The 25,175-nt window shown below is 67.3% G+C and carries 27 protein-coding genes; 13 read left to right on the top strand and 14 right to left on the bottom strand.

All coding sequences use genetic code 11. The features are described from left to right. The first annotated feature begins 12 nt into the window (after positions 1-12). From idi to HNR09_RS05015, 8 genes are all read left to right on the top strand, one after another. A complete protein-coding gene (gene idi, locus HNR09_RS05050; RefSeq protein WP_246348729.1) occupies positions 13-588 on the top strand; it encodes an isopentenyl-diphosphate Delta-isomerase in 576 nt (191 codons plus the stop codon). Beyond that, the gene (locus HNR09_RS05045) at positions 585-1,478 is read left to right on the top strand and encodes a phytoene/squalene synthase family protein (RefSeq protein WP_179541048.1); all 894 of its coding nucleotides are present in this window, start codon (positions 585-587) and stop codon (positions 1,476-1,478) included. Before idi ends, HNR09_RS05045 begins: the two co-directional genes overlap by 4 nt. Further along, complete coding sequence (gene crtI, locus HNR09_RS05040) at positions 1,475-3,073, top strand: phytoene desaturase family protein (protein WP_179541047.1); 1,599 nt, start codon at positions 1,475-1,477, stop codon at positions 3,071-3,073. The genes HNR09_RS05045 and crtI overlap by 4 nt, the downstream gene beginning before the upstream one ends. Beyond that, the gene (locus HNR09_RS05035) at positions 3,066-3,404 is read left to right on the top strand and encodes a lycopene cyclase domain-containing protein (protein ID WP_179541046.1); all 339 of its coding nucleotides are present in this window, start codon (positions 3,066-3,068) and stop codon (positions 3,402-3,404) included. The genes crtI and HNR09_RS05035 overlap by 8 nt, the downstream gene beginning before the upstream one ends. After that, a complete protein-coding gene (locus HNR09_RS05030; protein ID WP_343047454.1) occupies positions 3,401-3,748 on the top strand; it encodes a lycopene cyclase domain-containing protein in 348 nt (115 codons plus the stop codon). The genes HNR09_RS05035 and HNR09_RS05030 overlap by 4 nt, the downstream gene beginning before the upstream one ends. After that, entirely contained in the window at positions 3,738-4,586 is an 849-nt protein-coding gene (locus HNR09_RS05025) for a prenyltransferase (RefSeq protein ID WP_179541045.1), read from the top strand. Before HNR09_RS05030 ends, HNR09_RS05025 begins: the two co-directional genes overlap by 11 nt. An 80-nt stretch (positions 4,587-4,666) precedes the next feature. After that, positions 4,667-5,890, top strand: coding sequence for a ferrochelatase (locus tag HNR09_RS05020; protein ID WP_179541044.1), 1,224 nt, complete (start codon positions 4,667-4,669; stop codon positions 5,888-5,890). Between the two features lie 2 nt (positions 5,891-5,892). Further along, positions 5,893-6,378 carry a pyrimidine dimer DNA glycosylase/endonuclease V gene (locus HNR09_RS05015; protein ID WP_179541043.1) on the top strand — a complete coding sequence of 162 codons (486 nt, stop codon included), beginning with the start codon at positions 5,893-5,895 and terminating at the stop codon, positions 6,376-6,378. Positions 6,379-6,434: 56 nt separating this feature from the next. Here HNR09_RS05015 and HNR09_RS05010 read toward each other — a convergent pair whose 3' ends face one another. Both HNR09_RS05010 and HNR09_RS05005 read right to left on the bottom strand, forming a co-directional pair. Continuing rightward, on the bottom strand, positions 6,435-7,661 hold the full coding sequence (locus HNR09_RS05010) for an MFS transporter (protein ID WP_179541042.1): 1,227 nt from the start codon (positions 7,659-7,661) through the stop codon (positions 6,435-6,437). A 57-nt stretch (positions 7,662-7,718) separates the two neighbouring features. Continuing rightward, positions 7,719-8,579, bottom strand: coding sequence for an EamA family transporter (locus HNR09_RS05005; RefSeq protein ID WP_179541041.1), 861 nt, complete (start codon positions 8,577-8,579; stop codon positions 7,719-7,721). 182 nt (positions 8,580-8,761) lie between these two features. Between HNR09_RS05005 and HNR09_RS05000 the strand changes: the two genes are divergently transcribed. Continuing rightward, positions 8,762-9,676: a CPBP family intramembrane glutamic endopeptidase gene (locus tag HNR09_RS05000; protein WP_179541040.1), complete on the top strand. Its 915-nt coding sequence runs from the start codon at positions 8,762-8,764 to the stop codon at positions 9,674-9,676. On the opposite strand, the gene HNR09_RS04995 is transcribed toward HNR09_RS05000, so the two are convergent. From HNR09_RS04995 to HNR09_RS04965, 7 genes are all read right to left on the bottom strand, one after another. Beyond that, on the bottom strand, positions 9,637-11,148 hold the full coding sequence (locus HNR09_RS04995; protein ID WP_179541039.1) for a class I adenylate-forming enzyme family protein: 1,512 nt from the start codon (positions 11,146-11,148) through the stop codon (positions 9,637-9,639). The two genes, HNR09_RS05000 and HNR09_RS04995, sit on opposite strands and share 40 nt — an antisense overlap. Positions 11,149-11,159: 11 nt before the next feature. Continuing rightward, complete coding sequence (locus HNR09_RS04990; protein WP_179543025.1) at positions 11,160-11,945, bottom strand: enoyl-CoA hydratase/isomerase family protein; 786 nt, start codon at positions 11,943-11,945, stop codon at positions 11,160-11,162. Positions 11,946-12,044: 99 nt separating this feature from the next. Next, the gene (locus HNR09_RS04985) at positions 12,045-13,604 is read right to left on the bottom strand and encodes a sodium/proline symporter (protein ID WP_179541038.1); all 1,560 of its coding nucleotides are present in this window, start codon (positions 13,602-13,604) and stop codon (positions 12,045-12,047) included. A gap of 161 nt (positions 13,605-13,765) precedes the next feature. Further along, positions 13,766-14,701: a LysR family transcriptional regulator gene (locus HNR09_RS04980; protein WP_218881886.1), complete on the bottom strand. Its 936-nt coding sequence runs from the start codon at positions 14,699-14,701 to the stop codon at positions 13,766-13,768. Between the two features lie 50 nt (positions 14,702-14,751). Further along, on the bottom strand, positions 14,752-16,119 hold the full coding sequence (locus HNR09_RS04975) for an MFS transporter (protein ID WP_218881885.1): 1,368 nt from the start codon (positions 16,117-16,119) through the stop codon (positions 14,752-14,754). After that, a complete protein-coding gene (locus HNR09_RS04970; RefSeq protein WP_218881884.1) occupies positions 16,116-17,045 on the bottom strand; it encodes an NADP-dependent oxidoreductase in 930 nt (309 codons plus the stop codon). The genes HNR09_RS04975 and HNR09_RS04970 overlap by 4 nt, the downstream gene beginning before the upstream one ends. After that, positions 17,042-17,680: a DsbA family protein gene (locus HNR09_RS04965; RefSeq protein ID WP_179541037.1), complete on the bottom strand. Its 639-nt coding sequence runs from the start codon at positions 17,678-17,680 to the stop codon at positions 17,042-17,044. Before HNR09_RS04965 ends, HNR09_RS04970 begins: the two co-directional genes overlap by 4 nt. A 90-nt stretch (positions 17,681-17,770) precedes the next feature. Here HNR09_RS04965 and soxR point away from each other — a divergent pair, with 90 nt between their 5' ends. Next, positions 17,771-18,289, top strand: coding sequence for a redox-sensitive transcriptional activator SoxR (gene soxR / locus HNR09_RS04960; RefSeq protein ID WP_179541036.1), 519 nt, complete (start codon positions 17,771-17,773; stop codon positions 18,287-18,289). Here soxR and HNR09_RS04955 read toward each other — a convergent pair. The 3 genes from HNR09_RS04955 to HNR09_RS04945 form a co-directional block, all read right to left on the bottom strand. Then, positions 18,286-18,675, bottom strand: coding sequence for a hypothetical protein (locus HNR09_RS04955; protein ID WP_218881883.1), 390 nt, complete (start codon positions 18,673-18,675; stop codon positions 18,286-18,288). The two genes, soxR and HNR09_RS04955, sit on opposite strands and share 4 nt — an antisense overlap. Positions 18,676-18,759: 84 nt before the next feature. After that, positions 18,760-19,104, bottom strand: coding sequence for a cupin domain-containing protein (locus HNR09_RS04950; protein WP_246348728.1), 345 nt, complete (start codon positions 19,102-19,104; stop codon positions 18,760-18,762). Positions 19,105-19,808: 704 nt separating this feature from the next. Next, the gene (locus HNR09_RS04945) at positions 19,809-20,267 is read right to left on the bottom strand and encodes a hypothetical protein (RefSeq protein ID WP_246348727.1); all 459 of its coding nucleotides are present in this window, start codon (positions 20,265-20,267) and stop codon (positions 19,809-19,811) included. 228 nt (positions 20,268-20,495) lie between these two features. On the opposite strand from HNR09_RS04945, the gene HNR09_RS04940 reads away from it, so the two are divergent. Further along, positions 20,496-21,677 (top strand): sensor histidine kinase, encoded by a 1,182-nt coding sequence (locus HNR09_RS04940; protein ID WP_179541034.1) that lies wholly within the window; start codon positions 20,496-20,498, stop codon positions 21,675-21,677. Beyond that, positions 21,674-22,312 (top strand): response regulator transcription factor, encoded by a 639-nt coding sequence (locus HNR09_RS04935; RefSeq protein WP_179541033.1) that lies wholly within the window; start codon positions 21,674-21,676, stop codon positions 22,310-22,312. Before HNR09_RS04940 ends, HNR09_RS04935 begins: the two co-directional genes overlap by 4 nt. Before the next feature lie 292 nt (positions 22,313-22,604). On the opposite strand, the gene HNR09_RS04930 is transcribed toward HNR09_RS04935, so the two are convergent. Beyond that, on the bottom strand, positions 22,605-23,351 hold the full coding sequence (locus tag HNR09_RS04930) for a MerR family transcriptional regulator (RefSeq protein ID WP_179541032.1): 747 nt from the start codon (positions 23,349-23,351) through the stop codon (positions 22,605-22,607). Positions 23,352-23,446: 95 nt separating this feature from the next. On the opposite strand from HNR09_RS04930, the gene HNR09_RS04925 reads away from it, so the two are divergent. After that, positions 23,447-24,124: a hypothetical protein gene (locus tag HNR09_RS04925; RefSeq protein WP_343047451.1), complete on the top strand. Its 678-nt coding sequence runs from the start codon at positions 23,447-23,449 to the stop codon at positions 24,122-24,124. Positions 24,125-24,236: 112 nt separating this feature from the next. Here HNR09_RS04925 and HNR09_RS04920 read toward each other — a convergent pair whose 3' ends face one another. After that, a complete protein-coding gene (locus HNR09_RS04920; RefSeq protein ID WP_179541031.1) occupies positions 24,237-25,118 on the bottom strand; it encodes a helix-turn-helix transcriptional regulator in 882 nt (293 codons plus the stop codon). Positions 25,119-25,175 lie beyond the last annotated feature (57 nt).

Genomic DNA, 25,175 nt, shown 5'->3' with positions numbered 1-25,175 from the left:
ATGTGAGGTCAGATGATGGATGTCACCGCAGGACACGTCGTGCTGCTCGACGAGAGCGGGGAGCCTTGCGGCAGTGCGCAGAAGAGCCAGGTGCACACCGCGGACACTCCGCTGCATCTGGGATTCTCCTGTCACCTCATCACTGCTCACGGCCAGGTGCTCGTCACTCGACGTGCACTCACCAAACGTACCTGGCCCGGCGTCTGGACGAACTCTTTCTGCGGCCACCCGCAGCCGGAGGAGACCATGGAGGAGGCGGTGCGCCGTCATGCCCGCCACGAACTGGGGATGGAGCTCGACACCGTCGAGAGCGCCCTCCCGGAGTTCCGCTACCGCGCCACGGATGCCTCGGGCGTGGTGGAGAATGAGATCTGCCCGGTCTTCATCGCCAAGGTGACGGCCGAGCCCGACCCCCGGCCGCATCCGGATGAGGTCGCCGAGCTGGTCTGGGTGCGTCCGGAGCAGCTCCGGGCTGCCGTCGAGGCCACTCCCTGGGCGTTCTCGCCCTGGCTGGTGCTCCAGGTCCCGCAGATGGCTCTCTACCGGCAGGCACCTGCGGCCAGCGACGTCGAAGAGCCGGCCCCATGACCCACGGCGCGCACCGCTCTCCGCTGAGCCTGTACACGCACACGGCACAGTGTGCCTCCTCGCGGGTCATCCGTGAGTACTCCACGTCATTCGGGATCGCCGCCGCGCTTCTGCCGGGGCGCACCCGCACCGGCATCCGCAGCATCTATGCCCTGGTGCGCGTCGCCGATGAGATCGTCGACGGCACGGCCGAAGAGGCCGGGCTGGGGTCCCAGGCTCGGCGAGACGCGCTGGATGCGCTGGAGACTGAGGCCCTCGCCGCCCTGCACACCGGGTTCAGCACCAACCTCATCGTCCATGCCTTCGCCATGACCGGACGTGCCGCCGGCATCGAGGATGCGCTCGTGGAGGCGTTCTTCCGTTCCATGCGCCGGGATCTGGAGCCGGTGCACTCGCTCAGCGAGGAGCAGTACCGCAGCTATGTGCATGGCTCCGCCGAGGTGGTCGGGCTGATGTGCCTGCGGGTATTCCTGCAGGATCACGCGGTCTCGGAGGAGCGGCGCACGCAGCTGGAGTCCGGTGCAGAGCGCCTGGGCGCCGCGTTCCAGAAGATCAATTTCCTGCGTGATCTGGGCGAGGACGCCCAGCTGCTCGGCCGGTCCTACTTCCCCGGCACCGTCCCCGGGGAGCTGGGAGAGGCGCGCAAGGCCGAGATCCTCGCCGACATCGACGCCGACCTGACGGCGGCACGGCGCGCGATCGCGATGCTGCCACGGGGGCCTCGGCGGGCGACCGCGCTCGCCGCAGGGCTCTTCGAGGAGCTCGCCTCCCGGCTGCGCCGCATGTCCGCCGCCGAGCTGCACGGCCGTCGGGTCTCTGTGCCCCGTCACGTCAAGGCCCGCATCCTCCTCTCCGCGATGGCGGCGGCCTCACCGGGGTCCGCCGGATGAGCCGACGGGCACGTCCAGGACGGCGCTACCCGCGCACCGCCGTGGTGATCGGCGGCGGATTCTCCGGGCTGGCCACTGCTGCGCTGCTGGCCCAGGACGGGCTCGAGGTCACGGTGCTCGAGGCCCGGGACGCCCTCGGCGGCCGCGCCGGGGAGTGGCGGCACCGCGGGTTCCGCTTCGAGACCGGTCCCTCCTGGTACCTGATGCCGGAGGTCTTCGACCGCTTCTTCGCGCGCTTCGGGACCTCCGCAGCCGCTGAGCTGGACCTGCTCCGACTCGACCCCGCCTATCGGGTCTTCTTCGAGGGAGACGACACCGCCTTCGACCTTCCCGCCGACGATGCGCTCCAGGCGCTGCAGGCCCGCGAATCCTCCCCGGGCCCGCTCGAGGCCTACCTCGACTCCGCCGCCGAGACCTATCGGCTGGCCACAGAGCGTCTGCTCTACTCCACATTCTCCTCACCGAGGGACTTCCTGGACCCGACGCTCCTGCGCCGGCTGCCCCGTCTGCTGCGGCTGCTCGGCGAACCGTTGGAGGGGTTCATCGCCCGGCACGCCCAGGACGAGAAGGTGCGCAAGATTCTCGGCTACCCGGCGGTCTTCCTGGGCACCTCCCCGTCGGCGGCGCCGAGCCTCTATCACCTGATGAGCCACCTCGACATCACCCAGTCGGTCCTGTACCCGAAGGGTGGGTTCAGAGCGGTGGTCGACGCCGTGGCGCGCGTCGCCCAGGGCCAGGGGGCGCGGCTGCGCACCGGCTGCCGCGTGCGACACATCACCGCGTCCGCGGGCCGCGCCACCGGTGTGCACGTCACCACCGCCGACGGCGGCCGGGAGTTCCTGCCCGCCGACGTCGTAGTCTCCAGCGCGGACATGCACGTCACGGAGACCCAGCTGCTCCAGCCGGAACACCGGAGCCGGTCGGCACGGGCGTGGCGCCGCCGGGACCCCGGCCCCGGCGCGGTGCTCGCACTGCTCGGAGTGGAGGGCGAGCTGCCTGAGCTGGCGCACCATTCGCTGCTGTTCACCGAGGACTGGCAGCGTGGATTCGACGAGATCGCCGGACGGCGACCTGCCGGCGGGCCACCGCGGTCCCTGTACGTGTGCCGGCCCAGCGCCACCGATGACGTGGCTCCGGCGGGCCATGAGAACCTCTTCGTGCTGATCCCCACTGCTGCCGACGTCTCCCTGGGGGCCGGGGGAGTCGACGGCTCCGGAGACTCCGGTGTGGAGCGCATCGTCGACGAGTCCATCGAGCAGATCGCCGCATGGGCCGGCGTCGAGGACCTCGCCTCACGGATCGTGGTCCGTCGCAGCATCGGCCCGGCGGACTTCGCCCGAGACTTCGGAGCCTGGCGCGGCGGAGCTCTCGGGCCGGCGCACACGTTGCGCCAGAGCGCCTTCCTGCGGGGCCCGGTCCGCTCGCCGAAGCTCGGGGGGCTCTACTACGCAGGAGCCACCACGATGCCCGGCATCGGGGTCCCGATGTGCCTGATCAGTGCCGAGCTGGTGCGCACCGCGATGCGTGCCGACGTCGGCGGAGTGCGGAGCACCGACGGCTCCGACGGCACCTCCGGGGCGGTGGCCCATGCCTGAGGAGCTGTTGAGCCTGCTCTACCTCGCAGCCCTGCTGATCTCCGGGGGCTCCCTGCTGCTGGTGGACTGGCGCTTCGAGGTGTTCCTGTTCCGTGAGCCGCTGCGGGCCGGCGCCGTCCTGGTGCTCGGGCTGGTGTTCTTCCTGGCGTGGGACCTCGCCGGGATCTCCCTAGGCATCTTCCTCCACGGCCCCGGCCCCTACATGACCGGGATCATGCTCGCCCCCGAACTTCCCCTGGAGGAGCTGTTCTTCCTGCTGTTCCTGTGCCACCTGTCCATGGTGCTGATCCTGGGTGCCCAGCGCCTGATGAGCGGAGGTGTCCGCCGGTGACCTCGACGACGTACTTGCTGCTGTGCGCCGTGTTCCTGGCGATCGCCGCGCTGGTCGCCGGAATCGTCGGCGCCGTGCGGGCTCGGCGAGGTGGTGACGCGCCGGGCATGGTGCGGGCATGCGCGTTCGCCGCGGTCGTGCTGCTCGTCCTGACTGCCGTCTTCGACAATGTGATGATCGCCGTCGGGCTCTTCACCTACGCCGAGGACGGGATCTCCGGGATCCGGGTGGGACTGGCACCGATCGAGGACTTCGCCTACCCGCTGGCCGCGGTGATCCTGCTGCCCGCACTGTGGCTGCTGCTCGAGCCGCTCAGCCCCCGCAGGAGGACCCATGATCGCTGAGATGCTGCGCTCCTCCCGCCCGCTGAGCTGGATCAACACCGCCTACCCCTTCGCCGCGGCCTGGCTGCTCGGCGGGGGAGAGGCCGGCGTCGTCCTTCTCGTCGGCGTCGTCTTCTTCCTGGTCCCCTACAACCTGGCGCTCTACGGCATCAACGACGTCTTCGACCACGCCTCCGACCTCGCCAATCCGCGCAAGGGCGGAGCCGAGGGGGCACTGCTGACCCCGCGCCTGCACCGGCCCATGCTGCTGGCCAGCGCGCTGGTCGTGCTGCCGTTCGTCCTCGTGCTGGTCATGTGGGGGTCTCCGGTCTCCTGGCTGGTGCTGGGGATCAGTCTCCTCGCCCTGGTGGCCTATTCCGCGCCGCCGCTGCGCACCAAGGAGATCCCGGTGCTGGACTCCTTCACCTCGAGCCTGCATTTCGTCACCCCGGCCGCCTACGGCCTGGCTCTGGTGGGCGCTGAGCTCGACCTGGTCGTCGTGTGCGCCCTGGGCGCGTTCCTGCTCTGGGGCATGGCCAGCCACGCCTTCGGCGCCGTGCAGGACATCGGCCCGGACCGGGCGGCGGGGATCAGCTCCATCGCCACCGCGCTCGGTGCGCGCAGGACGGTCAGGTTCGCCCTGACGATGTGGGCCGCAGCCGGGGTGCTCGTGCTCGGCACCGGATGGCCCGGTGCGCTGGCCGGACTGCTCGTGCTGCCCTACCTGGCCGCCGCGCTGCCGTACCGTCACCTCACCGACGAGGAGGCGTCCCAGGCGCACCGGGGCTGGCGGCACTTCCTCTGGATCAACTACGCGGCGGGCGCTGCGCTGACGATCCTGCTCATCCTCGCGGTGTGACCGCCCGCAGGCCAGCACCTGGACACACGCACCTGCACACGACCACCTGCCCATGACCGCCCGCAGAGAGGACAGCCGCCATGCCTGACCCGACCAGAGACCCCGCGCTGACGCCCCATGCGCACACCACCTCCTCCGCCCAGGTTCCGCACGCCACCGAAGCCTCCGCCTCAGGGGCCCCTTATGTCCTCACCGCGCAGGAGTACGACGCCGTCCTGCTGGCCGGCTTCGGCGGACCGGAAGGCCAGGAGGACGTCCTGCCCTTCCTGCGCAATGTCACCCGTGGACGAGGGATCCCTGATGAACGGCTGGAGGAGGTGGCCACCCACTACCGACACTTCGGCGGGGTCAGTCCCATCAACGAGCACAACCGGCAGCTGCGCGAGGCCATCGAGGCGGAGATGCGCAGCCGCGGAATGGAACTGCCGATCTACTGGGGCAACCGGAACTGGGCTCCCTACCTCGAGGACGTGGTCCAGGAGGCCGCCGCGGCCGGTCACACCCGCCTGCTGGCGGTGGCGACCAGCGCCTACAGCTCTTACTCCAGCTGCCGGCAGTACCGGGAGGACTTCGCCCGGGCAGTGCTGGACACCGGACTGGCCGGTGTCGTGAGGATCGACAAGGTCCGGCAGTTCTTCGACGTTCCCGGCTTCGTCCAGCCCTTCGCCGAAGGCGTCGCCGAGGCGCTGCGCGGATTCGCGGGGCAGGGCTTCGCCGCTGAGGAGATCCGGGTGCTGTTCGCCACCCATTCCATCCCCACCGCCGACGCCGAACGTTCAGGTCCGCAGGAGCTCGGGCTGGGGGAGGGCGGGGCCTACGCCGCCCAGCACCTGGCCGTGGGCGAGCAGATCATGGGACGGCTGCGAGCTGAGGACGTCGCCGGCGACGGCACCGGCTGGGAGCTGGTCTACCAGTCCCGATCAGGTCCGCCCTCACAGCCGTGGCTCGAGCCGGATGTGTGTGACCGCATCGCTGAACTTCCCGGGGAGGGGGTGAAGGCGGTCGCCGTCGTCCCGCTCGGGTTCCTCAGCGACCACATGGAAGTGCTCTGGGATCTGGACGAGGAGGCCATGGAGGCCGCCGAGGAGGCTGGTCTGCGCGCCGTGCGGACCCCCACCCCAGGCGTGCACCAGGCGTTCGTGTCCAGTCTGGTGGACCTGGTCCAGGAGCGCATGGAGGCGGTGCCGGTCTCCGAGCGCCCGCATCTGACCGAGCTGGGCCCCTGGTACGACGTCTGCCGGCCCGGGTGCTGCGAGAACGTGCGGCGCGGATTCAGCCCTGTGGCCGCCGGGGTGGTGCCCTGAGGATGCGTCTCTGGTCCCTTCACCCCTCCACGCTGGACCGCCAGGGTCTGATCGCCTGCTGGCGTGAGGCCCTGCTGGCGCAGGCCGTGCTCCTGGGGCGCACCCGGGGGTATACGCGCCATCCCCAGCTCGAACGATTCCGCGCGCATCCGCACCCGACGGCGGCGATCGGAGATTACCTCGCCGCGATGCACGAGGAGGCCCTCAGGCGTGGGTACCGGTTCGACGCCGGTCGGATCGCGGTGCCGCCCGCCGGGGACGAAGCGAGCGAGGGGCCGGGCGCGGTCGCGCGGATCGACGTCACCCTCGGTCAGCTGGACTTCGAATGGGCCCATCTGCAGGCCAAGCTGGCTCGGCGCTCGCCGGAGTTGGTGTCCCCGGGGTGGTCGGACTCATCGGGCTCTCCTGGCTCACCGACGCAGACCGTGCCGATCCACCCGCTGTTCCGCGGGGTGCCCGGTGAGATCGAGCCCTGGGAGCGGCCCTGAGGACGCCGTCCGGCGTCTGCCAAGGGGCACACCATGGATTCTGAGCGGGAGGTCGTCTACTCGGACGCGTCGGGCCCGCCCCGTGGCAGGTGGCGCAGCTGGTCGGCTCCGCAGAGGAGCAGCGCGCCGGCGCCGAGCCAGATGGCGGCGGCCGGGCCCACGGGTCCAGCCAGGGCGCCGGCCGCGGCCGGCATGACCACCTGGCCGAGCCGGTTGCCGATCAGGCGCAGCGCCAGAGCCGGGGCGCTCCAGCCCTCGGGGACCGCGGCGGTGACCATGGTCATCGTCAACGGCTGCCCCAGGCCCAGGAAGAATCCGCCCACCGCCATCAGTGTCCCGGCCAGGACCACGGTCGCGGTGGTCAACGGCATGGCCGCGAAGCAGACGGCGGAGAGCAGCAGGGAGAGCACGAGCAGCACCTCCCGGGACACCCGGCGCACCAGCAGTCCGAGCAGCACCCGGGAGGCCAGGGATCCCAACCCGCGCAGGGCCAGCAACAGGCCCACCTCGGAAGGGCTCAGCCCGGCCCGCTGGCCCAGCAGCGGCAGGAACGCCACCAGCACATCGGTCAGGGCGAGCAGCCCGGCGGAGGAGGCGATGTGTGAGCCCACCTTCGGGGTGCGCAGGATCGCCCGAGTGGAGACCCTCTGCACATCCCGGCGGGCCGTCGTCCTCGGCTGCGTCCCGGGCCTCCTGCGGGAAGTTCCGCGCATCCGCCCCATGGCGAGGAACAGCAGCAGCGCGCCGGGCAGGGCCACCGCGCCGCCGGCGAGGATGGAGGCGTCGATGCCGGTCTCCACGTCCTCGGGTGCGCTGATGATCCAACCGGCCACGGGCGGTCCCAGCATCTGGCCGGCGGACACTCCGGCAGTGAACCATCCGAAGGCCGCATCCCGCTTCGCCGGATCCGCGGCCCGGCTCACCGCGCTCTGCCCGCCGATGGCGAAGACCAGCTGTCCCAGGCCCAGGGTGACGCTGCCGGCGACGACGCCCCATACGGCCGGGGAGAGTGCGATCGCCGCCGCTCCGGCGGCCATCACGCACAGACCTCCGCCGATCAGACCCGCCAGGGTACCCATCCGCTGGATGAGTCGGCCCACCGGCATCGCGATCACCAGAGGGATCATCGCGTAGGAGGCCGCCACCACGCCCACCATGCCGGCGTCGCCTCCGAGGGCGTCCACCTTGTAGGTGGTGGCCGGGCGGATCATATTGACCGAGAACTGACCCAGCATGGAGGTCGCCACCAGCAGGATCAGCCACAGACGAGGGGAAGGACGCACGGCACCCATCTTCTCCCATCGGAGCCGCCACACATGCTGTGGCCGGCAGAAGACCCGTCATCCGGCGATCAGCGCCACCCCGGCGCAGACGACGACGGCGCCCAGTACGCGACGCACCGGGTCGGGCTCCTTGAACAGCCACCAGGCCAGGAGTGCACCGATTACGATGGAAGACTCCCGGACCGGCGCGACCAGGGCGACCGGCGTCGTCGTCATCGCGTAGAGCACCAGGATGTAGGCCAGGGGTGAGAGGACACCGATGATGCCTACGAGTCTGTGGTCGATCCGCCAGGTGGCGGGGATCAGGGCCCTTCTGCGCAGCACCCAGGGCAGCATCACCAGTGATTGGAAGACGCTGCTGAGCGCAAAGTACAGGATGGGCTCGAGATCGAGGCGGGTCATGGAGAAGCTGTCCCACACGGTGTAGGCGGCGATGGCGATTCCGGTCGCCGTTCCGTAGAAGAGCCCCGCGGAGACCCTCTTCCCGCCTCCGAACAGCCGCCGGCCCGCGACGATCAGGATTCCTCCGATGACCACGAGGCCGCCGAGCAGGGCGGAGGTCTCCGGGCGTTCACCCAGCAGCCCGACGGCGATGACCATGGTCAGCACCGGTCCGACCCCTCGGGCCACCGGGTAGACCACGCCCAGGTCGGCCCGCCGATACCCGGTCTGAAGCAGCATCGCATAGCCGACGTGCAGGAGAGCCGTGAACAGCGCGGCGCCCGGAAGCTCCCAGCCGTAGGACGCACTCGTGCGGAGCATCTGCACCAGGCCCACCGGGAGGCAGAGCAGCCCGCCCAGGGAGAAATAGAGCCAGACGAAGACGGTGGTGTCGCCGCGGGATGTCTTGGCCGCCAGGTTCCACGTCGCATGGAAGACTGCCGCGGTCAGGACGAGCGCCAGGGCCTCGGTGCTCACCCAGGTCCCCCGAGCTCCGCAATGGGAGGTGCCACGATCCCAGAATGCCTCGTCACGTTCCAGAGACTACCCGAGGGTCGGAGCTGACCGGACGGCGACGATGCGGCCCTGAACGCGGCCGTGAACGCGGCCGTGACTTTCGGCACCTGCGTGCGTCGCGCCGTCCGCCTAACGTGGGCGTCATGAGCGACTCGGCGCAGGTCTCGAAACGGGAATCTCCTCGTCTGCCCCTTGCGGCGAGGCTGGCGCTGGCCGTCCTCGGCTGTCTCGTCATCTGGGTCGCCGTGACTCAGCTGACGGGTCTCTGGTGGGGACAGGAGTCGCTGGGTCGGCATGTGTCCAACGCGGTGGGAGTGACGCTGCTGGCCGTGCCGATGGTCCTGATCCTCTGCCGGCAGGTGGATAGGCGCCCGCTCTCGTCCCTCGGCCTGTCCGGGGGTGGCGGAGCCCTGAAGGACATGCTGCGTGGCGCCCTCACCTGGGTGCTGCCGGCCGGGATCGGACTGGCAGCGGTGGTCCTCCTGGGCTGGATGGAGATCCGGGTCGAGGCGACGCCGGGGGAGCTGGTGGGCGCGGTGCTGCTGCTGGTCCTGCTGGTGTTCGTCTATGAGGCTCTCCCCGAGGAGCTCATCTTCCGAGGCTATATCTACAGGAATCTGGCGGACGCGGTGGCGCCCTGGGTGGCTGCCATCGTCCAGGCTCTGCTGTTCTCGTTCTTCGGCACCGCCCTGTGGGTGATCTCCGCCGGTTGGGGAGTGTTCCTCGAACGGTCGGTGCTGTTCTTCTCGATGGCTGTCGTGGTGGGGCTGCTGCGGGTGATGTCCGGTTCGGTGTGGGGCCCGATCGGATTCCACCTGGCCTTCCAGGTGACGATGCAGCTGTTCCTCTCCCCGCGCTATGCGACCGTCCACGTCGACGACGAAGCGATCTTCACGATCGCCACGGCGGTCGTGGCGTTCTGCGCGGCGACCACTGTCGCCGGTTTCCTGTGGCGGGGCCCGGTGAACTGGAGCGAACCGGAGGCGGAGGAACCGGCCTCGTCGCCGGGCGAATCACCTCAGGGCTCCAGGGCGTCTTCGAGCCCTCGAGGCAGCTGATGCTTGGAGACTCTCTGGCTCGGTGTGAGCGGCATCTGGTCGATCACTCGCACGTAGCGGGGCAGCTGGAATCTGGCCAGATGTTGGGCGCCCCAGTCGAGCACCTCACGAGGATCGCAGGCCGCGACGTCGGCGGGTTCGAGGAACAGCAGCATCTCCTGCTCACCGATCTCGGCTTCCACACCGATGACGGCACATCGGTCCACCCCAGGGTGCTGCGAGAAGACGTTCTCCACCTGCCAGGTGGAGACGTTTTCTCCACGGATGCGCACGGCGTCGCTGGTTCGCCCGTCGAAATGCAGCTGCCCTCGGTCATCGAGATGTCCCAGGTCTCCGGTGACGAACCAACCGTCGGCGGTGCAGGATCTCGACGTCGCCTCGGGACGGTTCAGGTACCCGCTGGTGATGAGACCGGGGATGCGGCTCCGGACCGTGACCTCGCCCTGACCGCCGCCGTTCGCGGAGGAGGAGAGCAGGTCCACCTCGAACCACGGCAGGGGAATCCCCACCCCTCCTGCCGGCGCGTTCTTGTTGACGGTGACGATGCTGGACGTCTCGGTGCTGCCGTAGCACTCGTGCAGGGCGAACCCGAAGCGTTCCTGTGCCGCCTGCCACAGCGCTGGCGCGGCACCCGCCCCCCAGGCGACACGCACGCCATGGTGCTGCTCCTCCGCAGAGACGGGGAGCTGCAGCAGAATCTGGAGCACTCCGCCCAGGTAGTGCACATGGGTCACGCCATGGTGCGTCACGTCTGACCAGAACCGTGAGGCGCTGAACCGCGGCGCGAACACCAGGTGGACCTCGGCGTAGAGCGGAAGCAGCATGGTCTGCGCCCCGCCGATATGGAACAGGGGCTCCCAGAGGTACAGCACATCACCGCGGCGGACCTCCGTGACGTGCATGGTTCCCAGGACGCACGCCCGCAGCATGGTCGCGCTGACCTTGACCCCCTTGGGCGGGCCCGTGGTGCCCGAGGTGTACATCAGCAGCTCCGCGTCGGGCAGCAGCTCAGGAGGATCCTCACGAGGCAGCTGCCACAGGACGGCACCACCGCCCAAGTCGAGATCCCTGGCGATCGACGCCGTCTCGGCCACACGGCGGGCGAAGTCGCTGTCTGCCTCCAGCACCATGTGGGTGACCTGGGCATCGTCCATCTGGTGGGCGAGGGTCAAGCCCTTCAGCTGCGGATTGACCGGCACCCACAGGGCACCGCGTCGGAACAGCGCCAGGATGGTCGCCGCGTGCTGGACCGTCGTCGACAGTCCCACCCCCACCCGGGATCCTGGATCCACCTCGAGCGTCTCCAGCAGCTCGGTGATGCTGTCCACGAGGAGGTCCAGCTCGGCCAAGGTGATGATCTTCTCGCCCTCTACGGCGTAGACCTGGTCGGGGTCGGTGGCGGCGCGACGGCGCAGCTGCTCGGGGATCGCGGGCCCATGGACGAATCGCTGGGCGTCCACCGTCTGGTGCATCGGTGCATCCATCAGCTGCCGGACCCCCTGCCCTCGCGCGTCTCCTGCCCGCGGGAGAGGAACGCGCCGGCGGTCGCCTGAGGTTCTCCGTCGTCGTAGGCCTTCCTGTCCGAGGCCAGGGCGGCGTCGAAGGCCTCCTTCAGCCCCGGCATCAACGTGGCGTGGACCCGCTGCTTCGTGAGCCGGAAAGCCTGCTTCGGAAGGCGCGCGAGCTCGTCGACCAGCTGCTTGCTGCGGGTGAGGACCTCATCCTGGGGCAGGATCTCTGCGATCAGTCCCAGCTGGTGGGCCTCCTCCGCTGACATCAACCTGCCGGTCAGCATCAGCTCGGTGGTCTTGCTGTGGCCCAGCGACTGCCAGGTCAGGTACATCCCGGTGATGCTGGGGATGCCTGACTTCACCTCCGGCTGGCCGATGCGGACCCCGGAGTGGGCGATGCGCAGATCGCAGAGCAGAGCCAACTGGTAGCCGGAGCCCGCGGTGACGCCGTTGAGCGCGGCGACCACCGGCTTCGAGGTGCCCAGTACGGCGTTGTAGACGCGGTAGAACGTGTCGAGCCACCCTTCGACGTGGTCGGTGGTGAAGGTCTCCAGCTCGTTCAGGTCCTGACCGGAGCAGAAGGCACGGTCACCGGCGCCGGTGAGGACGATCCCCTTGACGTCGTCGTCTGCATCCAGTTCGGCCATCAGCTCCCCGACCCGTTGCTGCATGCTGCGGCTCCAGGCGTTGAGCGCCGTCGGGTTGTTCAGAGTCACGACGGCGCATCCGTCAGTGATCTCAAGGTCTACCTGGCCCATGGGGTTCATCACTCCGTCTCGTGGTGGTGGATTCTTCTGGTGGTGGATTCTTCTGCCGGTGGAGCTGGTGCGCCGCAGAACAGGTGGCGCTGGCAATGGTCAGCTCGACGTCGTCGTCGCGCTGGGGGAGGAGCCGATCGTGACCGGGGAGTTCTGGCTGAGCTGGTCGAAGCTGCGCTGCATGGCGTCGCCGGGCCTGGGCCCCAGCGTGTTGCCCAGCCACAGGGCCAGGACGCCGACGAGGAAACCAGGCACCAGCTCATAGAGGCCGATGGTGTCGATCTGGCGGTAGACGACCACGGTCAGGCCACCGCCGACCATGCCGCACAGGGCTCCGAACCAGGTGGTCCGGCGTGAGTACAGCGCGGCGAGCAGGACGGGCCCGAAGGCCGCACCGAACCCGGCCCAGGCGTAGCCGACAAGATCCAGGATCGTCCCGCCCTGGAGAGCGATGGCCACGCCGATCACCGTGCTGAGCCCCACGGCAGCCCGACTCAGCCACACCAGGGACCTGTCGGACGCCTCTTTGTTGATGAACGCCCGGTAGAAGTCTTCGGTGAGCGTGGTGGAGGCGACCACCAGCTGCGAGTCGGCCGTGCTCATCACTGCGGCGACCACGCCTGCCAGGAAGACTCCGGCGATCCACGTGGGCAGCAGTCCGGAGACCAGCTCCATGTAGGCGTTCTCCGGACCGTCGAGGTCTCCCCCGAAGATGGCGATGGCTGAGAACCCGATGATGGCGGCGAAGCCCAGCAGGGTCAGGGACAGGAAGACCCCGAGCCGGGCGCCGTTCTTGGCGGATTTGCTCGACCGCATGCCCATGAAGCGAGCCAGGATGTGGGGGAGGCCGAAGTAGCCGAAGGCCCACGCCAGGCCGGACACCGCCGCGACCACCGTGAATGACGATTCCGTCAGCCACTCACCGTCGACGAGGCTGACCTCGGCGAAGGCCGAGCCGATGCTCGGGTTCTCTGCCTGGACAGCTTCGACGATCGCGCCGGGACCGCCGGCATGGACGACCGCGGCCACAGAGATGATGGCCAGGCTGCCGAACATCAGGCAGCCCTGGAGGACGTCGGTGTAGCTGCTGGCCAGGAAGCCGCCGAGCGAGGAGTAGACCATGACGACGAGCGCACCGACGATGACACCGACCGTGGTGGAGACACCGAAGACCTGGTTGAAGATCATCCCGGTCGCCAGGAAGGCGGAGCCGAGGTAGATCACGTAGAAGATAATCACGATCAGCGCAGAGACGGATCGTAGAAGCTCACTGTGGAATCGGTTGGCGAAGAATCCGGGTACTGTGACCGACTCGGTCCCTTGGCCCCGGCGCCAGTCATAGCAGCGAGCGGAGTAGTCACGCAGGCGGGCGGCCAGCAGCCGCCAGCTCAGGTAGAAGCCCAGCGTGAGCCCCAGGATCATCCAGATGTTGCTCATCCCGCTGACATAGAACGCTCCGGGCAGCCCGAGGAAGACCCATTGGCTGGAGTCGCTCGCCTTGGCGCTGACGGCCGTGACGAAGGTGCCCAGTCTGCGTCCCCCGATGGCGAAGTCACTCATCTCGGAGTTCTTGCGGTACGCCCATACGCCGATGATCAGGACGACCACGAAATAGAGGGTGAAGGCCAGCACTGTGGGTGCTTCAGTGTTCCCAGACATCTGTGACTCCCTGCGCCTCGGTGAGGACCAGACTGTCTGGCCCTCGTGCGGTGATGAGTCCACAGCCTAGGAGCGGCCCATCGGCAGGGGGAGGGGGTTGTGATAAGACCTGGATACTCTCAGCGACACTGATCCTTATGCTCGTCCCGAGTCGGGTCGGTTCAGGGACCCGGAGGCGAGCTTCGCGGTGATCGCGGCATCGAGGTGTCTACGGCGTGTGCCACGGCATCGAGGAAGGAGCTGGCGAGCGGCGTGCGCTGTCCCAGTCTGGTGGCGGCCATGATCTGCCGACGGGGCAGCTGTTCGGTGAGGGGAAGGGCGATGGTCCTCTCGCGGTCGACATGGGCGAGCGCCGGAATGAGCGCCACTCCGAGCCCTTCTGCCACGATGCCTCGGATCGTATCCATGTTGTTGCTGCGGAAGGTGACGTCTGGGGTGAAACCTGCCTTTCCGCAGAAGGACGTGAGGCAGTCGCTGGCCGCGGTCTCCTTCGTGTGAGTCACCCAGCGTTCGAGCCGCAGCTCCGCGAGGTCCACAGCGTCACGGCTGGCCAGTCGGTGATGACGAGGTGCGATCAGGTGAAGCTCCTCGACGCCGATCTCCGTCAGCTCCACGGCGGAGGACCACTGCTTCGGCACCAGGTCGTACTGGAAGCCCAGGGCGACGTCGAGTTCTCCGCTCTCCACGCGGGGGAACAGTTCGTAGGGCTCGCCTTCGTCCAGTGAGATCTGCACCTTCCGACGGCGGACGAGGAACCGTGTGATCGCCTGCGCCACGATCGGCCCGCCGGCGGAGGCGTAGGTGCCGACCCGCAGCCTCCCCTCCTGACCTGCTGACCAGCGTTCGACATCGACCTGGAGCTGATCGATCAGGCGGAAGACCTCAGCTGCATGCTCGTAGAGATACTCTGCCGCCCCGGTGGGAACGATCCGCCGCGGTTCCCGATGGAAGAGCTCCAGGCCGAGACTCCTCTCAAGCCCAGCCATCTGTTGCGACACCGCGGATGAGGTGTAGCCCAGGTCGCGGCCGGCGGCGGCGAAGGAGCCCTGCTCCATCACGGCACGCAGGGTCTTCAGGGTCGTCAGATCCAGGGACATCCTGTGACACTACCGCCGGTTGGCCTGTGGCACACGGAATGCCGGACGGGTCACCCACGGGCGGGCAGGCGGCCCGGTGCTGCGATGAGGATGGCGCCCAGCGAAAGGGTCAGGAGGACTGCGTACACCAAGGTGAAGGACGTGCTGGACGCGAGGGAGGAAGCCAGGATGACCGCTGTCAGCGCAGTGGCCGCCCCCACAGTGAGCCCTTCACCCACCTGCAGCGCTGAACTGTACGTGCCGTGCTGCTCGGCGTCCGTCAGGGAGAGGGTGGAGCTGGACAGTCTCGGGTAGACGATCCCCATGCCGGTGCCCATGGCGAGGCACCCTGCGATGACCGTCCACAGGGGGAGCACGTGGGCTGTGTGGAGCAGCGCGGTGGCGGGGCCCGCTGAGATGAGCGGCGTCGCGAAGGCGATCAACCGTCGATGGACGGCATGTCGGCTGGAGAATCGTCCCTGCAGCCATGCGCCGCCGGCCCAGCCGAGCGCTCCGACGGAGATCACGAGTCCGGCGATGGTGGGCGGGTGCCCGCGTTCCGTCTGGAGGTAGAGGGTCAGGTACAGATCCGTGGTGGTGACCGTCGCTCCCAGGACGGCTCTCAGGGCGATGAGGCGCTGCGGTTCGCCCTGGAGCAGCAGCGTCCCTGCGGGCAGGATCTTCTGCGCGACGACACCGAGTCCGACCAGCGCACCCAGCACCACCGGGATCGATCTCGGAGGATCGAGCTGCGCGCCGAGGTGAAGGACGATGAGGAGGGACGCCGCCACGAACGACAGAGCGGCTCTGCGGCCGAACACGGCCTGCGGCGGGACCCGGGCGGTGCGCGGAGCCTGCCGCGTCGTCCGGAGCAGGCAGGCCAGGGCGATCGTGGCCCCTGCCAGGATGAGGCCGAAGACCGTTCGCCACGTCGTCAGCTCCGTGAGGGCCCCCGCGATCGTGGGCCCTGCCATCGAAGGGACGATCCAGGCAGCCGTCAGCAGGCCGAACATCCGAGGGCGGGCAGCTTCGGGTATGTGGCGGGCGATCAGCACGTAGAGGACGACCGAGTCGATCCCGCCGCCCAGTCCTTGGAGGATGCGCCCGAGGATGAAGGTCCCGGCGTCGGGAGCCATCACGCACAGGGCGAGTCCGCAGAGAAACAGAGCTCCGCCCATCAGGAGGGGCCGGTGCGGGCCTGCCCGGTCGCACCAGTCACCACCGATGATCATGCCCACCAGGGCCGCCGTGATGGTGGAGGAGTATGCGAGGGCATACCACTGTGGACCGCCGAGTTCGGCCATCGCGACCGGCAGCACGGTGGTGATGGCGAAGGACTCGAACGCGATGAAGGTCATCAGCGCCAGCACACTGGCGATGAAGGGCCACGTCGTCGACGTCCACAGGCGTCCGTGGATCGGGCTCGGTCCTGAGTTCACGCCTCCTCACTGATGTCGAGGAGGACCTTGCCGCGTCCGTGCCCGGACTCGACATCCCTGTGGGCGTCCGCGACAGCATCGAGCGGGTACCTGCGACGGACGTGGATGCGTAGCACACCCCTGTCCAGCCGGTCGACGAGGTCAGCCAGCCGACGCGCGGAGCGGCGGCTTCTCACGATGCGGCAACCCAGCTCCTGTGCGAGCGGCATGTCGACGATAGTGGCGATCCGCTGGCGATCCGCGACGAAGTGCACGGCGTCGCGCAGGTTCTGATGTCCGGCGGCATCGAAGGCGGCGTCCGCTCGGGGCAGGTGGGAGCGGATCCTGTCCCTCTGTCCCGGCCCGTAGGCCACCGGAATGGCGCCCAGGGATCTGAGATAGTCGTGGTTCTCCTGGCTCGCGGTCCCGACGACGGTCGCCCCAGCCTGCACGGCCAGCTGGGTGAAGACCGTGCCGACTCCACCTGCGGCACCATGCACGAGAACCACGTCTCCTCTTTCCACTGCGAGGTCTTCGAAGGCGGTGTGTGCGGTCTGACCGGACGCCGAGAGCGCACCTGCGGCGTGCCAGCCCACCGTGCGGGGCTTCATGACCACCTGCGACTCTGGGACCGCCACATATTCCGCGTAGCAGCCCAGGAGCCTGAATCCCAGCACCTCGTCACCAGGTCGGAACCTCGTCACACCCTCGCCGACCTCTTCGACTGTCCCGGAGAATTCGTTCCCGAGGATCTGGGGCAGGCGGATCACGGCGCCAGGTGGTGTCCACCCGGCGCGGACGGCGGCATCGGTCAGCTGCACTCCGGCGGCGCGTACGCGCACCAGCACGTCGTCATCAGCCATGACCGGGCGAGGGAGCTCACGCACCTGCAGCCTTTCGGGCGGTCCGAAGGCGTCGATGGCTGCGGCTCGCATGGTCGCGTTCATCGGTCCCACCCGCCGGGGCCGAGGAGACGAGCCATCGTCTGCACTGAGGCGCTCCCCGAGAGGCGCCGACCGTCGGAGGCGTTCAGCGTCGGAATGGATGTGACGGAGACGCGTCGGGCCTCCTCGATGTCGCGGGCCACCTCGTCGGCGTAGCGACCCTCTGCCAGCGCGCTCCGTGCCGCAGCCTCATCCAGGCCCCACTGGGACGCCAACGCCCGCAGCACCTTCGGATCGCCCAGATCCTCGAGATGCACGAACTGCGCAGCGAATGCGGACTCCCACAGGGCTCCGGTGTCCTCATGTAACTCCTCGGCGGCGAGCTTGAGCAGCCGATGCAGAGCAGCCGAGTCGAACATCAGGGCCCCGTCGACATCTAGGCGAAGGCCCTCCTGGAGGCCTGCAGAGCGGATGAGACGACTCTTCGCACCCCATTGCACGGGACTCATGCCCCACTGGGCCGTCGCGACCTCAGAGGTGGGCCGGCCGGGGCTCGCTGGTCCCTGGGGCTCCAGGAGGAAGCTCCGGCGATGCACGCGGAACGGTTCAGAAACCATGGCTCGGGCCCGCTCCAGACGGCGCAGCCCGATCCAGCACCACGGGCACCGCACGTCCATCCACACATCGATCTCGATCACAGTCCGCTCCTGTCGTCGCTGTTGTCGCTCGATGTACAGTCGACTACGTCAAGTGAACTTGATGTCAAGGGTCTACTCGGGAGGGTGTCGATGCCCCAGGTGCACGAGGACATCATCTGGCTCAAGCCTGGTCAGGTGGCGGCGCGCGCCGGGGTAGCAGTCTCGGCGCTGCACTACTACGAGTCGCTGGGGCTGATCCGCAGCCGGCGGACCGGGGGCAATCGGCGTGAGTATCGCCGAGAGACGCTCAGGGTTCTCGCCTTCATCCGGGCCTCACAGCGGGTCGGGATCTCGTTGGACCGCATCAAGGAGGCCCTGGACAAGCTTCCTGAGCAGGGGCTTCCGACCAAGAAGGACTGGTCGCGCATCTCGCGGGAATGGCGCGATGATCTCAATGACAGGATCGAGCACCTGACCGCGCTGCGTGACCGGTTCTCGAACTGCATCGGCTGTGGCTGTCTGTCCCTGGAGTCATGTCCGTACTCCAACCCGGATGACGTCCTCGGAGCTGGTGGGCCAGGAGCACAGCGGCTCCTCAGGTCCCCACGTCCGGCTGTCTCGACGGACAGCAGCAGCGCTGCGGCGGGGGAGCCCCGCAGGCGGACTTAGTCGGGCGCAGGCGGAGCCAGCCGGTGAAAACCTGTGAGGTTGGGCGTCACCGACACCTCGACACCTGCCGCGGAGAGCTCCCGGATGTGCTGCATCACCGAGTCGTCGGGGTGCCCGTAGATGTCCAGCCGCTCGACGCTGGCATGCTTCATCACGTCACGGATGTAGGGGTCCGACATCTCCCAGTGAGCTCTGATGGATGCTGAGTCCGGGTAGAGCTGAAAGCTGTAGGCACGCTCTCGTGACTCATCCACGTAGGCCTCGACCATCAGGTGCGGCCCGTTGGCCTCCACGAATTCCACGGCGCTCTGCAACGCCCTCGTGAAGTCATGCATCTCGGCAGCCGGAACCTTCATCGTGTGGACGAACAAGATGGCATCTGACACGTCCACTCCCTTCATCGACTGGTGTCACCCCACCGCCCGACAGTGGGCGCTCACCTGAACGGCGGCGGTATCGACCGGATCGCCTCAGTGGGCCGGCACCGACACGCAGACCAGGTCGGTGTCGACCATCGCCTCCACCTGACCAGGTGAGTCCTCAGGCACGTGGAGGAACTCCCCGGCATGGACCAGCAGCTCGGAGGAGCCACCGGTCACGCGAAGCTCACCACGCAGAACGACCCATACCTCCTCGTACGGGGCGGACAGCTCAGCCCGTTCGCTCCGGCCGAAGTGCGCGCTGTAGGCACTGAGGGGGCCGCCCTCGGAGGCCTCGACGGCAGGAGTGATCCAGATCCGGCGGTCTCCCAAGGGCACGCTGCGGTCATCTGCATCGGTGGTGAACCGGCGTACGGTGGGGACGATGTGGGTCATGCGGGTGCTCCCTGGCATAGGGCGGTGCGCTCATCGCGGCCATGCCGGCATCGGGCTGTCTTTACCTGCACGCCGAGTCGCGTGGTCAGTTCCGATGATACGAGAGTCGTGGGTCGGTGCCACGACGATCTGGTGCACCTTCGTGGACACTTCTCAAGCCTCCCGCAGACCGGCGAAAGTGCTGATCCGGAGTGTCCTCAGAGGTCGGCGGGGTGTTGGTTTCGGGTCCAGGCGACCCGGCACCACGATGAGCGGGTTCCGGTGGCGAGATATTCGCGTGGGCCCCAATCCGGATTGAGTACCGCACATCGCAAGGAACTGGCCGCTGGGTACGCCGCTGTCGAGGGTGAAACAGGTCAGGATGCCGTTCGTTCCGCTGTGAGTGCGCACGGAGAGACGGTCTGCTCTCTCAGAGGCATGTCTCGCTCCGAGCTTTGATGGTGAGAAGGAACGAGGCCTCCAATCGACTTGGCGCATCAGCCTCCTCGCAAGACGTGAGCAATGAGGTGGTGACAGTTGGGTTGGCGGTGCGGTGATCGTCAGCACCCCCGGGGCATGAGCTTCGAATATGCGAGCTTCACCCGGTGTCAGGCTCAGGAGGACATGCTGAGGCACTGTTGGGCGAGGAGTTTTCGCTCATGAAGCGGCCGCTGGAGAACTGGGCTTTTGACGGGACCTCATGGCATGTCCGGGAAGAGGCCGGGCTACATGAACCAGCCGGAGACCCAGTCGCCGAAGAAGCCGAAGAGCACGCCCCAGGCGATGATGGAGACCGTCATCCAGAGGATCACGCTCTGCACCTTGGCGCCCATGCCGACCAGGATGGGTGCGGTGAACATAGTCGGAAGTACCAGCGGGGTGGCCAGGCAGACTCCGGGCACGCCGAGCCGGTCCATGTACTTCGCCACACGCTGGCGTCGTTTGCTGGGCTGAGCCTCTTTGCCGCGGGTTGCCATTGAACGCGCCCCACCGGTGAGGAAGGTCAGTACCAGCGTGCACACCACGTTCCCGACGACGGCTGCACTGACTGCCAGCGGCGCGGGCATTCCCACCAGCACACCGACGAAGCTAGTCACGTAGGACTCCAGAAAGGGGATGGCGCCACCGGCAAGCATCACCAGGGTCTGCTGCCAGGTCTCGGCGCCGGCTGCGGTTTCAACCATCCACTCCACGACCTCGGTCATGAAATCAACGACCGGCTGCGGGAGGATGTCGAGAAACCCGATAGTTGTGCTGTTCTGTGTCATTGCTGCTCCGGGAGGTAGGGCTTGATCAGTACGGTCCCTCACTCTTCCGCCCCAGACGCGCGTCGGGCAGTGCCACCGTGTCACGGGTGGATATGACGCAGTGTCACTTCTGGAGGTCTACCCCTGGGGCTAGGCTCGTCAACGATGAATCCCACCCAGCTCCGCCCCTATGACGCGGAAGCCAGCTACCGCCGGATGCACCGCACCACGGTGGTGACCACCATGGTCAGCATCCTGCCTGTGGGGATCATCCTGATCGCTGTGCAGGCACAGAACTGGTGGGAGGCCGCTGTCGTCGGAGTGGCCTTCGTGGCCTCGGTCTGCGTGATGACCCAGTGGGGCCGTTCGGGGTACCCGCGCTTCGGGACGGCGGCGCTGATCGTCTGCGTCACCGTATGGGGGATCGGCGCCGTCGTGTTCGGAACTTCGATGGCGTTCTTCCCGCTGGCCCTCGTGGGATCAATGACGGTCCCACGGCTGCCGCGGCACCGCGCCGTCGGGACGGTCGGCTTTGGCCTGCTGACGGCTGTGATCGGGGCGGCCGCCGTCTGGCGGAACCCGGAGCTGGATCTCCTGGAGTTCTCCGTGGTCCCGGGCGTCATCGCCGTGTTCGTGACTGCGATGATGCTCTACTCGGACCGCTATTGGGTGATCCTCCATGAGCTGGAGCAGGCCCGGACGGCAGAGGCGGAGCTGGGTATCATGCGCGAACGGGTCCGCTTTGCCAGCGAGCTGCATGACATCCAGGGGCACACCCTGCACGTCGTGAAGCTGAAGGTGGCACTGGCCGAGAAGCTGATGGAATACCAGGCCGGCCGCGCTGCCCGGGAACTGCGGGAGGTCCACGAGCTGGTCGCCGACACCATCACCCAGACCAAGGAGCTCGCCTACGCCCAGCGCCGGCTGAACCTGGCCTCCGAGCTTGAGAACACCAAGAATCTCTTCGAAGCCGCCAGCATCGAGGTTCAGATCCGCCGCGAGGATGAGGAGGAGGCGCCGGACGACAGCCCGTACGGGGCGCTGTTCGGCCAGGTCCTGCGCGAGACCACCACCAACATCCTGAGACACGCCCAGGCCACCCGGGTGGAGATCGAGCTCTGTTGGACGAGCATCACCGTGATCAACGACGGCGCCCGCCCCGCCTCTGGAGAGTGCGGTTCTGCTCCCGGCGGGGCTTCCGGTACCGAGGCCTTGGCCCAGTCACAGCTTCGAGGTCTGAATACCCTCAAACAGCGGATCGCGGACAACGGCGGAGAGCTCCAGGTAAACCGCCGCGGCTCAAGATTCTCGACAGCGGCGTACTTCCCCCAGGAGACCGCCCGATGAGCAACGCCGACCGACCCACCTCGGCCCAGCGCCCCATCAGAATCGTCCTGGCCGATGACGAGGCCCTGCTCCGCAAGGCGCTCTCATCCCTCCTGCCTCTAGAGGGCGACATCACCGTCGTGGCCGAGGCAGAGGACGGAGCAGCCGCCGTCGAGGCTGTGATCCGGCATGAGCCTGATCTCTTGGTGATCGATCTAGAGATGCCAGGCACCGATGGCCTCGACGCCCTCGCCGAGCTCCAGCACCGCCGCCCGGAGCAGACTGTCTTGATGCTCACCCGGCATGCCCGCCCCGGGGTCCTCCGCCGCGCGCTGAAACTGGGTGTGCGTGGCTTCATCAGTAAGGCGGCCGAACCCGCCCACATCGCAGAGGTCATTTCGGCTCTGAATCAGGGCAGGCGCTGGATCGACCCGGATGTGTCCGCACTCGCCGTCGTCGACGACTGCCCGCTCACCGACCGTGAGATCGATGTGCTCCGAGAGACCTCCCAGGGATACTCTGTGGCGGACATTTCCGGCCGGATTCACTTGGCGGAGGGAACTGTACGCAACTACCTCTCTGCGGCGATGCAGAAGACCCAGTCCAAGTCCAGGCACGATGCTGCCCGCTATGCCCGGGAGCGCGACTGGCTATGACCAACAGGCGGCGTCGGCGGTAGAGACCGCCAAGGGCCGTCTGGAGGCCGAGAAGTACGCCGTCGTCGTGGATTACTTTGACTCGAGCAGCGACGAGGGAAACTACGTGGCCCAGCTCTACCGCAGCAGCCAACATCATGGACGGGCCGAGCTGCCAGCGGTTTTCCCCGGAACCGTGCTCCGCGGAAGGGCTGCGCGCACAGCTGGCCGAGCACAGTCCGCAGCTGAGGCTCTGGCTGGGTCGGTTAGCCGTCGTTGACCTCTAGGGCAACACGCATCAGCCCGTCCGAGGTCAGTCAGCTGGTGAACTCGACCAGGGTTGGTCTTGAAGAATCGCGTCTACTTGTTGCAAGACTCTGATCTGGGCCGTGTGGTAAACCTTCACTAGCGTGTGGGCCAGAGCGTAGCCTGCCGTCCCAGCCCCATGCGGTGAGTCCTCTAGGGGGTCATCTGGCCAAGCGTGATCTCTTCGCAGGCGCTGGATCATGGGAACCATCCGCTGGGCGAGGTGATCGATCTCGGCGCCGTCGCTGTTTTCGGGCAGTTGATCGAAGTCGTCATCGATCTGGCGTTCTTCTTCAGTGCGGTCCAGCAGCATACGTTCCAGGCTGTTGACTACTTCGGCGCTGAAGAACCGTTCGTAGACCACCAGCAGTTTCCGCTGATTCTCGGAGAGCCCCTGCGAGACAGTCACGAAGCCTGCTGGGGTCTCCGGAGTTGAGCCGTGTTCAAGGAGCGCAGACAGTTCTTCACGCAGCCCCGTCAGACGTTCGATCTCGGCACCGAGGTGGGAGTCCATGTCCCGGATGCTGTCCTGATGGCGTGAGTCGTCGTCCATGTCGGCGATCTGGCTGAGGCTGAAGCCACGCTCGATCATCTTGCGAATTTGCAGCAGACTCACCAGGTCCGCGCCGTCGTAGTGCTTGTACCCATTGAGCGAACGAGTCGGCTCATCCAGCAGACCGAGTCGATGGTAGTGTCGAACGGCTTTCACCGTCACTCCGGCAAGCTCAGCAAGTTGCCTGGTGCTCCACGGCACTGATTCTTCACCTCCGAACCTTCCGATGACCTGCTCAGCTAGAGCATTTCATGGATAGTTGACCCTGCCCCAAGGGCACACCTTCTACTGATCTGGTGATCAGAAACCTCCGACGCCGCTGGCAGATGAACAAGGTCCGCACAGGAGATGGAAGCCACCTCCGGCGTTTCCGCCCCTGGCAGCTTTTCAGCCGCTCGCTGTTCTATATCCGCTTGGCTGACGACACCGGACACAGTCACGTGTACGCGGTGGATGTCCGGCTGCTGACAGACTCGAAGTCCAAAGCTGACCATGAAGCCGGCAAAGGCAAGCCTCCTGCCTCCCTTTACCGCGACGGTCTACAGATCGCACGCTCGAATGTACCCACGATGTTCACCGTCCCCGGTGGTGTCATCCATGTGGCAACCACCGAGTTCGGCGTCCGGCGGATGCACTATGTGACCGACGATGGCACCGAGCAGCTGCTGCAGCCTGACCGGCGCAGCCAAGAAGGCCGGCGTGCCCGGCTCGGTGAAATGTTCCCTACGGTCAGCAGGCTTCTTGCGCTGCTGTCGGTGGTGGTGTTGCTCGTGGCTCTGAGTTTGAGCGCCCTCCAAGGTGTGGAGGTTCTCACCGAGATTCCACCTGTGGCTGAGCGCGTGGGGACTTTCAGATCACCGATGAGACTTTCGGCATGGGCTAACACCGCTGTGGTGATCGCAGGCCTCCTGGCCGGGTATGAACGTGCCACTCGTGTGCGTCACCACTGGCTACTCGACACCGCAGCCTCCTGAGACTTCAGAAGTTCTAAGGGCTGTCTTGGCTGATTTCACCGCATGGTTCTTCCCATCACGCCAGTGCTAGGAGCTTGGCGGGGATGGTTGGCGGGTGGGTTACTTATGTGTGCTAGCTCAGCACGTGAAGGGCATCTGCTGCGGGACTTCCCGGTGTGGTGGTGTGGATCAGAATCCGGCGACCGTCTCCGCCGGGGGCATGGAGGACTTGATACTCCAGGTCCAGGTCCCCGTGCCCAGGGTGGATGAGGTGCTTGGTGCCTCGTGTGCACCGACGTACAGGGTGTTCGGCCCATAGGCGGGCGAACTCGCTGCTGGTCACACAGAGTTCCCCCACCAAGGCCTGGACGGCGGCGTCGTCGGGTGCTGAGGCTGCATGGAATCGCAGTGACGCGACAGCGAGAGCGGCCTCTTCGTGCCAGTGACGATAGAGGTCCCGAGTGTAGGGATCTGTGAACAGCAATCGATGGGTGTTCCACCGAGCACCGAGTTCATCACGGTCCTCTTGTCCCATGTGAGCGAAAAACAGTTGGTGGGCCAGGTGGTTGCAGGAGAGCACATCGTTGGTGGCCGAGAGCGTGATCGCAGCCGTGCCGGGCATGTACTCGACCAGACGCTCGAAGGTGAAGCTCATTCCGGCTTCCGAGGCACCCGGATCGACTGTGCCGTGTGTGGGCGGCGTGGTACCAGCGATGCTGTGCAGGTAGCTGGTGGCATCCTCATCAAGATCAAGGGCTCGTGCAAGCGACGTGATGATTCCCTCGGAGGGGTTCTTGGCCTCCCCCTGTTCCAGACGGGTGTAGTAATTCACCGACACCCCGGCCAGCTGAGCCAGTTCTTCCCGACGCAGCCCCGGGACCCTCCGGGTGGTGCCGTAGGAGGGGATTCCTGCCTGCACGGGAGTGATCCGGGCACGATGAGCCCGCAGAAAATCGGCCAGAGGATTCGGTGCCTCCGAGCCGGCACTCTCCCGGTGAGCGTACTGGAGGGTCATGCCCTCCATTCTCCCAAGACTGTGGCGGGGATGTCACCGGCGGAGGGTGCCCCTGGC

Origin of the sequence: Nesterenkonia xinjiangensis, from assembly GCF_013410745.1 — a bacterium.
GTDB lineage: Bacteria > Actinomycetota > Actinomycetes > Actinomycetales > Micrococcaceae > Nesterenkonia > Nesterenkonia xinjiangensis.
This window is presented reverse-complemented; position numbering and strand designations above follow the sequence as displayed.

Bases quoted from the DNA above. Each gene is read 5' to 3' on its own strand.
- soxR (WP_179541036.1), top strand. From the start codon at position 17,771: ATGCCCCAGGTGCACGAGGACATCATCTGGCTCAAGCCTGGTCAGGTG.
- HNR09_RS04995 (WP_179541039.1), bottom strand. From the start codon at position 11,148: ATGCACCAGACGGTGGACGCCCAGCGATTCGTCCATGGGCCCGCGATC.
- HNR09_RS05000 (WP_179541040.1), top strand. From the start codon at position 8,762: ATGAGCGACTCGGCGCAGGTCTCGAAACGGGAATCTCCTCGTCTGCCC.
- HNR09_RS05025 (WP_179541045.1), top strand. From the start codon at position 3,738: ATGATCGCTGAGATGCTGCGCTCCTCCCGCCCGCTGAGCTGGATCAAC.
- HNR09_RS04935 (WP_179541033.1), top strand. From the start codon at position 21,674: ATGAGCAACGCCGACCGACCCACCTCGGCCCAGCGCCCCATCAGAATC.
- HNR09_RS05015 (WP_179541043.1), top strand. From the start codon at position 5,893: ATGCGTCTCTGGTCCCTTCACCCCTCCACGCTGGACCGCCAGGGTCTG.
- HNR09_RS04990 (WP_179543025.1), bottom strand. From the start codon at position 11,945: ATGGGCCAGGTAGACCTTGAGATCACTGACGGATGCGCCGTCGTGACT.
- HNR09_RS05035 (WP_179541046.1), top strand. From the start codon at position 3,066: ATGCCTGAGGAGCTGTTGAGCCTGCTCTACCTCGCAGCCCTGCTGATC.
- HNR09_RS04940 (WP_179541034.1), top strand. From the start codon at position 20,496: ATGAATCCCACCCAGCTCCGCCCCTATGACGCGGAAGCCAGCTACCGC.
- HNR09_RS04970 (WP_218881884.1), bottom strand. From the start codon at position 17,045: ATGAACGCGACCATGCGAGCCGCAGCCATCGACGCCTTCGGACCGCCC.
- HNR09_RS04950 (WP_246348728.1), bottom strand. From the start codon at position 19,104: ATGACCCACATCGTCCCCACCGTACGCCGGTTCACCACCGATGCAGAT.
- HNR09_RS04980 (WP_218881886.1), bottom strand. From the start codon at position 14,701: ATGTCCCTGGATCTGACGACCCTGAAGACCCTGCGTGCCGTGATGGAG.
- HNR09_RS04985 (WP_179541038.1), bottom strand. From the start codon at position 13,604: ATGTCTGGGAACACTGAAGCACCCACAGTGCTGGCCTTCACCCTCTAT.
- HNR09_RS05045 (WP_179541048.1), top strand. From the start codon at position 585: ATGACCCACGGCGCGCACCGCTCTCCGCTGAGCCTGTACACGCACACG.
- HNR09_RS04945 (WP_246348727.1), bottom strand. From the start codon at position 20,267: ATGGTTGAAACCGCAGCCGGCGCCGAGACCTGGCAGCAGACCCTGGTG.
- HNR09_RS04920 (WP_179541031.1), bottom strand. From the start codon at position 25,118: ATGACCCTCCAGTACGCTCACCGGGAGAGTGCCGGCTCGGAGGCACCG.
- crtI (WP_179541047.1), top strand. From the start codon at position 1,475: ATGAGCCGACGGGCACGTCCAGGACGGCGCTACCCGCGCACCGCCGTG.
- HNR09_RS05020 (WP_179541044.1), top strand. From the start codon at position 4,667: ATGCCTGACCCGACCAGAGACCCCGCGCTGACGCCCCATGCGCACACC.
- idi (WP_246348729.1), top strand. From the start codon at position 13: ATGATGGATGTCACCGCAGGACACGTCGTGCTGCTCGACGAGAGCGGG.